Here is a 12,940-nt window from a genome sequence, read left to right on the forward strand (position 1 = left end):
AGGAAACCTAGTCTTTGCTTGTTTTTTTTAGCAACCTTATTCTTAGGAATTAGGGTCGTCCAAGCTACGTCCGTGCAAGCCTTTTTCACGTTGGACTTGACGGAGTTTTTCAGGCGTCACATCATTGCCATCCTCATCGACGACCTTGATACCTTCGACATGGGCACGCACACTACGGCGGTAGCCCTCGATGTACTCCTCACGAAGAGCCGCTTGTTCCTGCAACTCCGCTTCTGTCAAACCCTCCGCCTTTTTCTTGCGGGCCAGTTCGTTAATGCGATCGATTTTTGCTTGTTCCATAATAACTCCTTTTATCTCTTAAAACACGGTCCACTTCCCTTGATTGTCCGGTAAATACGCTTCCTGTGGCATCAGAGGATTATAGGCAATTCTCACCACATCAACATTCTCTAATTGTCTTTTGCCTGTATAACTAACCGGAATTGGACCTAACTTAATAACTTCACCTATCTTATAAATTATAACATCATAAATTTCATAGGTTTTTCCATCCACATCATAAGCATAAACATAGACATAATTCTTCTTAAAACGTAGTTGCCTCATAAAACGCCCTTGCGTTTCAGCAGTACAAAGTTTCTGTTTGGACTTTTTGCGAATAGCAGGTTTAGCATTACCCTTTTCTATCTTAGATGTTCGCCACATCCAACGAATAAGGAATACTATAAAAACAATCATCGCCAAAGCTTGCAAAGGAATGATAACATACAACTCTATAATTCTGAAAAGAGACATACTACCTACTTGCTGTTCAAGAGATTGAAGACCGCCACGGCACTTGCCTTATCCGCCAAGGATTTCAGTAGAGCCAAACGGTTGGCTTTGACTGCTGCGTCATCTGCCATGACCATGGTGTTGTCGAAGAAGGCCGCGATGATTGGGCTGAGAGCAAAGAGCTTGTCCAGGTTGCCCGCCATGTCTTCCGTCAACTCCAAGCCTGCCACTGCAGCAGCAAGGGCTTTCTCCTGGTCGTTTTCGAAGAGTGCCTCGTCAATGACAGTCGCCTCTGCCTTTTCAGCCAAGTTGAAGACCCGTGACAAGTTTTCCACGGCTTCCTTGTAGTCAGCCTCTTTTGATTTTTGGAAAATAGCAGAGCTGGCTGCCAGTTGTAGTCTGACCACAAAGGTTGAGCTGGCAAGTACAGCCTCACGGATGTCTTTCGGAATGGCCTTATCCATCATCTTCTCTACACGGGCACGGATAAAGTCCATCACAGCTGGCTGGTTGTCGTAAGTCAAGCTAGCAAAGTTTAGGCTGTAGAGCTCCGCAATCAACTCATCCAATGGAATTTCCCAACCAAATGCTTCCAAGATTCGAACGATCCCCTGTGTCGCACGACGAAGAGCGTAAGGATCGTTTGAACCAGACGGAATCAAGCCAACTGAGAAGAAGGATAGGAGGGTATCAAATTTATCAGCCAGTGCCAATACCGCACCGACCTTGCTTTCAGGCAATTCGCCTTCTGCTGAGTTTGGCAAGTAGTGCTCACGGATTGCTGCTGCCACCGCAGGTTTTTCCCCTGCAAGAAGGGCATACTTCTCACCCATAATCCCTTGCAATTCATCAAACTCGCCAACCATGCCTGTCAAGAGGTCAAACTTGTAGATGTCCGCCGCACGCGCCACATCTGCTTTTTCATCCGCAGTCAAGCCTGCCAAGTCAGCCAGTTTTTCTGCGATAACTTTGGTGCGTTCCATGTGCTCGTAAAGGGAGCCGATTTTCTCATGGAAGGTCACGACTTTGAGGCGTTCTACCAAGTCAGCAATCTTGAGTTTTTGGTCTTCACGCCAGAAGAACTCGCCATCTTCCAGACGGGCCACCAAGACTTTTTCATTTCCTTTGATGACATTGTCAAGGTGTTGGTCGTTACCGTTTCGGACGGAGATGAAGTTTGGCAAGAGTTTACCAGACTTATCCCGCACCACAAAGTAACGTTGGTGATTTTTCATAGAAGTAACCAAAACTTCCTCTGGTACTTCCAAATATTTAGTGTCAAAAGAACCCATGAAGGCAGTTGGGTACTCGACCAGGTTGAGAACTTCATTGAGCAAATCTTCATCAATCTCAACTGTCACATTGTGTTTGTCCTCGATAGCCTTGATTTGCTCAACAATCATATTTTGACGCTCTGCGGGGTCTGTAATGACAAACTGTGCACGCAAGTCAGCCTCGTAAGAATCTGCACTTGCAATCTCTGTTTCATTTCCAAGGAAACGATGACCACGGCTGATGCGAGCTGACGAAATGTCCAAGAAGTCCATAGCCAATGCTTCATCGTCCAAGAGAACGGTCAAGGTGTGGACAGGGCGGATGTAGGCGAATTTGTTGGACGCCCAGTTCATGCTGACAGGGAAGGTCATAGCCTTCAAGACCTCTGGAATGCCCGCCAAAACTGCCTTAGCTGGCTGACCAGCTTCATGTTTGGTCACATAGACATACTCTTCGCCCTTGATCTCGCGGAACTCAATGTCAGCTGTCGTCAAGCCTTTGCCACGGACAAAGCCTTCTGCAGCTTTAGTGAAGTTTCCATCTGCATCCAAGGCAATCTTCTTAGCAGGACCCTTGAAATCTTCTGTAAGATCAGTCTGCTGGTCTGCCAAACCACGCACACGAACAGCCAAACGGCGTGGCGTTGAAAAGACATCAATGCTGTCAAAAGCCAAGCGATTGTCTGTCAAAAAAGTCGCCATGCGGTCACGCAACTGGTGCATGGCTGGGGTTACGATGTAGGCAGGAATTTCTTCCAAACCAAGTTCAACAAGTAAATTCTTTGTCATTATTCTGCATCCTCCTTCAACAATTCTGCTCGTGTTGCTTCGTCTAAAAGTGGGAAGCCAAGTTTTTTCCGCTCTGCCACAAAGGTCTTGGCAACGACACGGGCAAGGTTACGGATACGGGCAATGTAGCCTGCACGCTCAGTTACAGACACGGCACCACGGGCATCCAACAGGTTAAAGGTATGAGAGCATTTGAGTACATAGTCAAAGGCTGGGTGAACCAAGCCCTCTTCCAAAGCCCGCTCTGCTTCTTTCTCAAACTTAGTGAAGTTTTCAAGGAGCATATCCTGATCTGATACTTCAAAGGAGTATTTTGAATGCTCATACTCTGGCTGGATAAAGATTTCACCGTATTTAACACCGTCTGCCCACTCGATATCGTAAACAGAGTCAACCTCTTGGATATAGGAAGCCAAACGCTCCAAACCATAAGTTACTTCAGCTGTGACAGGACCTGTCGCCAAACCACCAACCTGTTGGAAATAGGTAAACTGCGTGATTTCCATACCGTCCAACCAGACTTCCCAGCCCAAACCAGCTGAACCTGTTGACGGGTTTTCCCAGTTATCCTCAACGAAACGAATGTCGTGTTCCAAAGGATTGATGCCCAAACGCTCCAAAGATTCCAAGTAAAGTTCTTGGATATTAGAAGGAGATGGTTTCATAACCACTTGGAATTGGTGGTGCTGATACAAACGGTTTGGATTTTCCCCGTAACGACCGTCCGCAGGACGACGACTTGGCTCCACATAAGCCGCATTCCAAGGCTCAGGACCAATAGCTCGCAAGAAAGTGTAGGGGCTCATGGTACCCGCACCCTTCTCCGTATCATAGGCCTGCATGAGCAAGCAGCCTTGCTCATTCCAAAATTGTTGTAAGGTCAGGATGATTTCCTGAAATGTAAGTTTTTTTGCCATAAGTTACTCCTGTTTCTTTTTAAATTTCTTTTTCTAATAATTCTTCCTGCACAAACCAGTTGAGTAGCGAAACGCTTTGGTCTGACTGCGCCCATTTATGATAGGTTTCAAAAAGTGCTTGGACCGAACCTACTTTCTCTACTAACTGGTCAATGGTGAGAAAACTTCGCCAGTACTCGTAAAAAATACTCGCGTAATCTCCTTCGTAAGTGGATTTTCCAAAAGCATCCAAGGAATGCCAGCCGTGTTTTTCTTGAAAGAGGTCAACCAAGAGCTGATTACAGAACCGCTCTTGAGCAAACTCTTCTTCTGTCAAAAAATACTGTCTGCTGATGTACTCGACCATGCCCTCTTCAAACCAGATGTTTGCATCATAGTCCGCAAAGTCATCCAGAAAAAGGTCTGACCAATGCGCCAGCTCATGACCGATAATTTGCAACAGATGATTTTCCGACAAACCTTTGTAGTGAGCACTCAGTGTCTGCAAGTCTGGGCTGTTCTCGTAGCTATCTAGTTGATGCTGGTAAATCTTTTTCCAAACTGCTAAGTCTGGTGTCATGACCATGCGGATATCATTAGTGTAGGCTGGTACGGGACTTTGGACAAGTAATTTTCTTGCGGCTTCTTCATTTGCCCAGATAAGGGCTTGGGGCAAATCACGAACTTGATATTCCTTCCTTAGAAAATGGATATAGTCATGCCATTTTGCCTCGTATTTCAAGACAAATTGCTGATAGTTAAACAGCTGTTCTTGGCTATCCACTAGATAAAAATTCTTCATATCCTCTCTTTCATCTCTGGCAAAACAGAAAAAGAACCACATTCTCTTCCCCTGTCAGCAGACATAGGGGCGTTGAGAACGCGGTTCCACCCTAATTTATTACTTCATTTATATGATTGATAAGTAGTCGGATGAGGTCACGACTGGGAAAGCGCCAATTATTTCAAGACTGGCTTGGCTTCCACTCTCCCAAGCTCGCTAGACAGGCTTTTGAAACAACCTTCTTTCATGCTTAGTATTGTAGCAGAAAAAGAATATTTTGTCCAGAAAGAGCACTATTTTATCCGATTATAAACCCATAGTAGGACTGTTGTAATCCAATAGATATTTTTCTGGTACTACTCCCAAGAATTTTTCTACCTGTTGACTGATAAAATCTAGGGCATTTTCCAAATCTTCTACTCTATCAGAATTGACCAGTTCCATAACCAAGAAAGCATTCTTCGTGCTATCTGTAATCATGGTCCGCTCACCATCGCGCCAGTTGAAACAGCGACAAACCGCTCCTTTATCATCCTTATAGCAAACTTCCCCTGGTAGAGTTGGATTATTGGTTTCATCACCAATCAGATAAAACTCATCTCCACCCTCAGTGACCGTTAGTTGAAGATCGCCTACAAATGTATCTAAATCTTCAGCACCACATGGAAGACCGAAACGCAAGCTTGCCGCATTATAAATGTCCACTAATGGAGAAATTGTTGTGACTGGACGGTCACTAGTTGAACGCTTCAAAAGTGCTTCAATACTAGAACGTGCGCCTTTTTTTGTTTTAAATTTTTGATAGGCTTGACGATATGTACGAATGACCTCATTCTCACTAAAGGTATCTTCCGTAAGAAATTTCTGGGCAATTCCGTTGCTTTCTTCCAGTAATTTCACTAATTCATCAGGCGATTGCGCCGGCGTTTTATACCCTTTCAATAATAGCACTCCGATTTTTGCATCTGGAAATAAATTCCAAAACGATGAATCAACAATAAATTGTGACATATTCTCACTCCTTTTATACAAAAATCAGCACCCTACGAACATCTTCTAGGACCTAACGATGTTCATAAAATGCTGTTGCATGACTACCCGGTGGCAGTGTTTATTTAATTAACGTTATTGTATAAAATCCCAGAGAGAATGTCAAACATTATCTCAGAATATGGGGAAACATAACTTGATTAGCCACTTAGAAATTCAAAATAAGAACCCTTGTAGTCCAGACCAGTCACATTCTCAGCCGTCATGGGAAATTCAATGATTTCATAGTCTTGCCCTTGGGCATTTTTAGCGGACTGTAAGACCTGATAATCCTCTGCCTTAATCCCTTCAAAAAGATCGTAAAAATTCTCGTCACTCACGGGCAACAAGGTCCTATCATTGTAAAAACGGGCAAAACCATCAATATGAGCATCGGTGATATCCTCATTGTTCACCCCGTCCAGCCAAATAAAGGTTTGTCGCCCCCAGATAACGCCTCATATAGCTTTCTCTTCTTCTTGACTCATATCGGGATTGCGGTTGGTACTGATAACGGAACTTCTGGTCAACATAGCTGTTCCGCTACCGTCCAGCTCCACTGACCCGCCTTCCAAAACAAAGTCAGGCACATCTAGGATATCAAAGTCTCTTGCAGCAGCCACTTCTTTAGGTAAAGCATCATCCAGCTGATAGGCCATTTTCTCACCCCAACCGTCAAAGGAAAAATCCACAATGTGTAGCTGATTTTTCTCATCAAAGACAAACATTGGCCCGTATCCTTAGCCCAGACATCATCTGACGGAGCAAGGACAAAATCAACCTGAGATAAATCCACTCCCTCATTCTCCAATAACTGACCAACCTGTTCTTGTTCAGCCTGGGCGTAGGCTTTCCATAGGTATGCTGATGGGGCCAAGTCAGCCAAGTCCCCACATGTTGTTCTTCCTCTGCTGGAAAGGTATAGCTAGTCTGTGTCCCCCTCTTCTGTTGGTCCAGTCAAGCTATAGGCCGTCAAACTCATTATCGCTTTCAAGGCAAGACCCCCTTTTGTTAATCGCTTCATCTCCGATCCTTTTCTGAAACCAGTATAGCACAGAAAAATGGATTTGCCGAATGTGTAATACAAAAGAGCCTTTCGGCTCAATTTACAAAATCAAACTCTCCCAGTCCCCACTCATAGCGATTTCAACTCGCTCGCGGATAATGGTGGCAGACCAGTCTAGCAAGGTCAATTCTTCCTGAGTCAAGTCTAGGTCCACCGTGGTTTCAATGCCGCTCCGCCCCACTGTCGCTGGGTAGCCTAGGTAGGTCCCATAGGCTGCTAGGTAGTGGGAAACTGGCAGGACTGCTCTGCTATTGGACAAAACCGCCTCAATCAAGGTCTTTGCCGCAGCTGCAATGGCAAAGTTGGTGTAACCCTTACCGAAGAAGACCGTGTGGCCGCCCACTCGTGCCTCCTCGGCTAGCTGGTCCAGTTCCTCTTTTGGCACCAAGGCCTGAATGGGTGTTTGACCAAGCCGCACCTGGCTCCAAGCGGTGAATTGGGAGTTGCCATGCTCACCCAGATTATAGCCTGAGATGCTGGTCGGGGCAAGCCCAAACCGCTGCCCCACCGCACGCTTCATCCGAGCCGTATCCAGCAAGGTCCCCGTGCCAATCACCCGCTCTTTTGGGAAACCTGTATAGGTCTGATAGAGCTGGGTGATGACATCAACTGGGTTAGTGATGACGAGGAGAATGCCTGAAAAGCCAGACGCAACCAGCTTTTCTGACACTTCCTTGACCTCTTGACTGGTGAAGGGCAGCTCTGCAAAACGGCTCTTGGCTGCATTTCCCTGCAGGTTGATCTTGCCAAGACTAGATACCACAATATCTGCATCCGCCAGAGCCGCGTAATCGTTGAGGATGAAGTTAGCAAACTGACCTGTGTTGGCAACGCGGTCCTGCATATCCAGCACATCCGCTGCCAACTTTTTCTCGTCCTTGTCAATCACCACATAATCATCAAAAACCTGACCTGCGATTAAGTCATGCAAGAGAGTATCTCCAACATGACCCAAGCCAATAATCCCAATTTTTCTAGCCATAGACTTCCTCCACAACTTCTTCTAGACGTAGCATAGCTACAACTACCTCATTTGCAGTGATATCCGCTCGAATATTGACATAGCTCTCTCTTGGAACGGTGGCCTTTTCGGCCACTTTTTGCATGGCAGTCAGGCGGTCTTCTGTCACTCCCAACTGGTCCCATCGGTAAATATAGCCGTTTTTCTGATAGAAAGGCAGGAGTTTACGGACTTCATCCTCATCCCCTGTCAGACAGAGCTGAACCAAGATTCCATAGGCAACCTTTAAGCCATGGGCAATCTGGTGGGTTTCATGCAAGACTGTCAGCCCATTATGAAGGGCATGGGCTCCTGACACATAGTCACTGGTTTGACAGCCGACATTGGCAGCTACCGCATAGACTGTATCCACCATGCGTTCAAAGGCTGGCGTGACCTGCTTTCTATCTGCTGCTTCAAGGACTGCCTCCGTATCATGCAAGAGAATGTCCTGACTGACCTGAGCTGTTGCCAAGGCCAATTGTACCATGGCTGGTAATTCTTGCCGCTTCTTCCCACGATGAATGGCTTCCAGCTCATACCATTTGGCCAAAGTATCTGAAATTCCGCTGATCAAATATTCTTTCGGAGCATCAATCAGCAGATCATAATCCACCACCGTCATAAAACCAGACCGCTGGCAGTAATCAATAGACTTGAAACTATGGTCGGGATGATAGGCTACTAGGAGCGGTGTCGAGCAAGCACAGGTGGCAACCAGGGTTGGCACCAGTACGACCTCGATATTAAGCCTATCTGCCACTCCTTTGGTCGTATCCATGACCTTGCCACCACCGATACCAACGATAACATCTGCCCCAAGCTGACCAGCCTGAGCTGCCAAGCGGTCCATGTCCTCATGACTAGCCGTACGGTCATAGAAAAGCACTGGCCAGTCTGTCTCCTTGCCAAAATGCTTGACAAAGGCAGCATAGGCTTTTTGCCCCGTCACAATCACAGGCCGTTGGAAAAGGGCTAGCCGAGCAGACAATTCCTTTAAGGCGCCTTGGGAAGCTACATATTGACCAGGCTCGCCACGTACTAATTTTTCAAATTCCATAATCGATCACTCCTTTTTAGTTTAGTATAGTAAAAAACAAAGACACGGTCAAACTTCCACTTGTCTTTGTTTCTAACGGTATGTTCTAGCGATGATTGATTTTTTTCGTAAGGAAATCACCAACAAACTGGATGACAAAAATCATCACCAAGATAAGAATGGTCGCCACCAAGGTAACGTCATCTGCGAAGCGGTTGTATCCATAGGAGATCGCTACGTTTCCGAGACCACCTGAACCGATCGCTCCTGCCATGGCTGTATAACCAACGAGAGAAATCAAAGTCAAGGTTGTCACACGGATGATATCTGGAAGACCTTCGCGCAAATAAACCCCAATAATATCTGGAATAGTTGCCCCAGAAGCCTGAGCCGCTTCAATCACGCCACGGTCCAATTCAGATAAGACAACCTGGATTTGGCGGGCATAAAATGGAAAGACTGACAAAGCCAAAGGAACCAAGGCTGCCTTGGCACCAATACCTGTACCCACGATGGCACGGGTGACAGGGTTCAAGAAGGCCAAAAGGATAATGAAGGGAATGGCACGAAAGAGAGATGCAACCTTATCTAAAATCCAAAAGACATACTTGTTTTCCAAAACACCTCTTGGGGCTGTAAGAACCAACAAAAGTCCTGTAATTAAACCCAGTAGTCCACCAAATAAGAATGACCAACTTGTCATGTAGATAGTCGCGTTAATGGCTGTCAACCAACCTGTTTGCGTATCCCAACCCATTCTGTATACGTTGGGCATATAGGTTTCAATCCATTCTAACATGATTGTTCTCCTTTCAAAATCGTTACTTCAACATGGGCTTCTGTTACAGCTTCAAGTGCTCGGTGGATATTTCCTGGCTCACCTGACAAAATCAAGACCATTTCACCAACTGGTGTGTGATCCAAAATCTCAATATTTCCATAAAGAATATTGGAAGATACCTGATAAAATTTATAGAGGTCGTTGACGATAGCTGTATCGGTGCTGGCTCCAGAATACTTGAGCTGTACCAATAGACTGTTCCCTGGCAAGTTTTGCACAATTCCTTGTTGGTAAATCTTCACCAAAGCTTCATCAATTCCTGTTGCTGTTTTGATGAAATCTTGAGTCAATTCTTCTTTTGGATGCGAGAAGATTTCAAGGACAGAGCCCTCTTCAATCAAGCGACCATCCTGCATAACAGCCACACGATTGGCAATATCTTTGACAATCTGCATCTCATGAGTAATCAAGACAATGGTCAATCCAAGTTTTTCATTCAACTCCTGTAAGAGAGCTAAAATTTGCTTGGTTGTACGAGGATCCAAGGCAGAGGTTGATTCATCTGAAATTAAGATTTTCGGATCATTTGCCAAGGCACGCGCAATGGCCACCCGTTGTTTCTGACCACCTGACAATTGGGCAGGGTAGTTTTCAGCTCTGTCCGCCAATCCCACCAATTCCAGCAAACGATTGACTTTTTCAGCCTTCTCTTCCTTGCTCAAACCTGAATGTTTAAGGGCAAAGGCAACGTTTTCTGCTGCCGTCATTTGTGCCATCAGATTAAAGTGCTGGAAAATCATACCGATATCACGGCGTTTTTCCCGTAATTGGGCTGGGCTTAAGGTTACTTTTCCTTGGTCAAAAATTACATCATCATCAATCGTAATCTTGCCACCTGTGGGCACCTGCAAGAGATTGATGACACGAACCAAGGTTGACTTACCAGCCCCTGAATAGCCCACAATGCCATAAATATCTCCCTGATTGATATGGATGCTGACATCCTTGACCGCTGTAATCTCCCGTTTTTTCTGACGGAAAGTAACATCAATATTGTCTAATTTAATGATTTCCTTACTCATACGCTTTAATCAACTCCTCAATTAATTCAACATGTGCAATGTAGTCTGCAATCTTCACATTTTCATCACCCGCATGGTCTCGACTACCTTCGTGTCCCAAACCAAATCCAGCAATGGGAACACCTAAGGCATGAAAGACAGTATGCATGGGACCTGTACCAGGTGAGGTCGGTAGTACCGAAACCCCTTGGGGATAAAAAGACTTAGCCAAATCGATGACCTTGATAATAGCTGGTGCAGACATATCTGAACGGTAGGATTCTTCCCCCAGGGTAAAGGTTACCTCAACTTGGTCAAAACCTTGGTCTACCAGATAGGTACGAATAGCCCTTAAAACACCCTCAGGCGTCAAACCTGGAACCAGACGAACCTCCATCTTGGCACTAGCATTGGCAGGAATGATGGTCTTGACTCCCTGCCCCTGATAGCCTGTGGACAAACCTTCAATGGTAATAGATGGTTCAAAATACAAACGTTTCAAGAGTTCTCTGCGTTCCTGACGCAAGAGCGGCAGACTTAAACCATAGATTTCTTTCAAACTATCTGCATTGACCAAGGCATATTCCTCTACCAAGGCCATTTCACGCTCATTCGGTTCTTGGACCTTATCATAAATCCCTGGAACCTTGATACGACCATCTGGTTCACGCAGGCTAGAAATAGCTTGCAACAAGTACCAGGCTGCTGAATCAATTACACCACCAAATGAAGAATGAATATCCAAATCAGCACTCTTGACAGAGACATCAAAGGTCACGATCCCCTTGTTCCCACCAGCGATTTCCAGCTGGTCCTTCTTATTACGGATACCTTGTTCCCAAACCAAGAGTTCTGCCTGATTAAGCTGGTCCTTGTATTTGATCAGATATTTGTCCAAATCCACCGAAGCAGACTCCTCAGCCCCTTCCATGATAAAAATGATATGGACTGGAAGATTGCCATGCTTGGTCAAATATTTTTTGACAGCAGATAGACGGGCCACGATGTGTCCCTTGTCATCATCCACCCCACGACCATACATGCTGTCTTCTGTCAGGGTCAATTCAAAAGGTTGACCTTTGAGCCATATTTGGTCGCTGTCAGCTGGAACCGTATCGTAGTGGTTGTAGAAAATAATGGTTTTAGCTTCAGGATTATCTGCTGCAAATCTTGCCAAGACAAAGGGAGCTGCGAATGACTTATCAACCAAGACATGGGCTCCTGCCTCTTCAAAGATCTCTTGAAGATAGTCAGCCACCTCTTCCAGACCAATCTGTTGAGCAAAGATCGATTTTTTGCCAATCAAGGCCTTCAGATGCTTCAAATCCTCCTGGACAACGGCATCCTGCCAAAATTTTCCAATTTGTTCTTTCTCTGACAAAAATGCCATTTTGACTTTCCTCTCTAAAAACAGGAATAGAAGCTGAAACAAGGGTTTGCAGCTTCTTTACTTCCTATCTAAAAACTATTATTCTGCTGAAACTTCATCCCAGATAGCAAAGTCTGTTTGGTTTGAAGCACGTTCGATGATTTCTTTTACTTCATCAGTGTTATATGATGCAATCAAGACTTTGATAGCATCAGCCTTGTCTGATTTTTCCCAATCCTTTTGCGCTGCAATAACGTTGTACCATACTTCTGTATCGGCACCTTTTTGCTCGATGTAAAGAGCTTTAGAAGTATCAAGTCCTGCTTCTTGAGCGTAGTTATTGTTGATAACTGCACCGTCAACTGACTCAAGCGAACGTACTGTTTGGCTTGCATCCAATTCTGTGATGGTGATATTCTTTGGATTTGATTTAATGTGAGAAAGTGTTGCCAATTCACCATCAGCCACCTCCAAATCAATCAAACCTGCTGATTCAAGTAAGAAGAGGGCGCGGCTTTCGTTTGTTGCATCGTTTGGAACTGCAATTTCTGCACCTTCTGGAATACTTTCAATCGAAGTATACTTGTCTTTGCCACCTTCTACACCTGAATAGAAGCGAATTGGGCTGTACAATGTGTAACCAGCTACTTGCAAGTCACCACCATTTTCACTATTCCAGTTATTTAAGAAGTAGATGTGTTGGAAAGCATTGACATCAACATCGCCTTCTGCTAAAGCCTTGTTTGGTTGTGAGTAATCTGTAAACTCAGTCAACTTAACTGTTACACCTTCAGCTGCTGCCAACTCCGTTACCTTATCCCATACTTCTGTCGTATAGGCGTTACGTGTCATGATACCAACATTAAGAGTTGTTGTATCTGCAGATGATTCAGTAGTTGTTGATGAATTTGAACCACACGCAGCAAGAACACCTACTGACAAGGCAGCTGCTGCTAAACTAAACAATTTTTTTAATTTCATAAAAAATATCTCCTTAATTTTTTGAACTGAATATATCTTAACACAGAAAAGACAATCTGACTAATTGGCTTTTTTTATAGAATATTATAAGTTTCAGCTATAACAAATACCCTTGCAATTATAAGAATTTATAATA

The 12,940-nt window shown here is 44.8% G+C and carries 12 protein-coding genes and 1 pseudogene; all 13 read right to left on the reverse strand.

Going from position 1 to position 12,940, the window contains the following annotated elements; genetic code table 11:
- Positions 1-42: 42 nt before the first annotated feature.
- Positions 43-300, reverse strand: coding sequence for a DUF896 family protein (locus tag PW220_RS07995; RefSeq protein ID WP_099833091.1), 258 nt, complete (start codon positions 298-300; stop codon positions 43-45).
- A gap of 18 nt (positions 301-318) precedes the next feature.
- On the reverse strand, positions 319-756 hold the full coding sequence (locus PW220_RS08000) for a hypothetical protein (protein ID WP_316716223.1): 438 nt from the start codon (positions 754-756) through the stop codon (positions 319-321).
- A 5-nt stretch (positions 757-761) separates the two neighbouring features.
- Positions 762-2,798 (reverse strand): glycine--tRNA ligase subunit beta, encoded by a 2,037-nt coding sequence (glyS, locus tag PW220_RS08005; RefSeq protein ID WP_248054014.1) that lies wholly within the window; start codon positions 2,796-2,798, stop codon positions 762-764.
- Complete coding sequence (gene glyQ / locus PW220_RS08010; RefSeq protein WP_024403586.1) at positions 2,798-3,715, reverse strand: glycine--tRNA ligase subunit alpha; 918 nt, start codon at positions 3,713-3,715, stop codon at positions 2,798-2,800. The genes glyS and glyQ overlap by 1 nt, the downstream gene beginning before the upstream one ends.
- Positions 3,716-3,734: 19 nt before the next feature.
- The gene (locus tag PW220_RS08015) at positions 3,735-4,496 is read right to left on the reverse strand and encodes an elongation factor Tu (RefSeq protein ID WP_248054013.1); all 762 of its coding nucleotides are present in this window, start codon (positions 4,494-4,496) and stop codon (positions 3,735-3,737) included.
- A gap of 288 nt (positions 4,497-4,784) precedes the next feature.
- Complete coding sequence (locus PW220_RS08020; protein ID WP_248054012.1) at positions 4,785-5,489, reverse strand: B3/B4 domain-containing protein; 705 nt, start codon at positions 5,487-5,489, stop codon at positions 4,785-4,787.
- A 179-nt stretch (positions 5,490-5,668) separates the two neighbouring features.
- Positions 5,669-6,235: pseudogene (locus PW220_RS08025) on the reverse strand (agmatine deiminase family protein).
- Between the two features lie 378 nt (positions 6,236-6,613).
- Positions 6,614-7,555 carry an L-lactate dehydrogenase gene (locus PW220_RS08030; protein WP_248054011.1) on the reverse strand — a complete coding sequence of 314 codons (942 nt, stop codon included), beginning with the start codon at positions 7,553-7,555 and terminating at the stop codon, positions 6,614-6,616.
- Complete coding sequence (locus PW220_RS08035; RefSeq protein WP_248054010.1) at positions 7,548-8,633, reverse strand: iron-containing alcohol dehydrogenase family protein; 1,086 nt, start codon at positions 8,631-8,633, stop codon at positions 7,548-7,550. The genes PW220_RS08030 and PW220_RS08035 overlap by 8 nt, the downstream gene beginning before the upstream one ends.
- An 85-nt stretch (positions 8,634-8,718) precedes the next feature.
- Complete coding sequence (locus PW220_RS08040) at positions 8,719-9,411, reverse strand: methionine ABC transporter permease (protein ID WP_248054009.1); 693 nt, start codon at positions 9,409-9,411, stop codon at positions 8,719-8,721.
- The gene (locus PW220_RS08045; RefSeq protein WP_172050024.1) at positions 9,405-10,475 is read right to left on the reverse strand and encodes a methionine ABC transporter ATP-binding protein; all 1,071 of its coding nucleotides are present in this window, start codon (positions 10,473-10,475) and stop codon (positions 9,405-9,407) included. The genes PW220_RS08040 and PW220_RS08045 overlap by 7 nt, the downstream gene beginning before the upstream one ends.
- Positions 10,468-11,844 carry a M20/M25/M40 family metallo-hydrolase gene (locus PW220_RS08050; RefSeq protein ID WP_248054008.1) on the reverse strand — a complete coding sequence of 459 codons (1,377 nt, stop codon included), beginning with the start codon at positions 11,842-11,844 and terminating at the stop codon, positions 10,468-10,470. The genes PW220_RS08045 and PW220_RS08050 overlap by 8 nt, the downstream gene beginning before the upstream one ends.
- Positions 11,845-11,922: 78 nt before the next feature.
- The gene (locus PW220_RS08055; RefSeq protein ID WP_172050022.1) at positions 11,923-12,804 is read right to left on the reverse strand and encodes a MetQ/NlpA family ABC transporter substrate-binding protein; all 882 of its coding nucleotides are present in this window, start codon (positions 12,802-12,804) and stop codon (positions 11,923-11,925) included.
- Between the last annotated feature and the right edge of the window lie 136 nt (positions 12,805-12,940).

This window comes from Streptococcus sp. 29892 (assembly GCF_032594935.1).
Taxonomy (GTDB): Bacteria; Bacillota; Bacilli; order Lactobacillales; family Streptococcaceae; genus Streptococcus; species Streptococcus hyiners.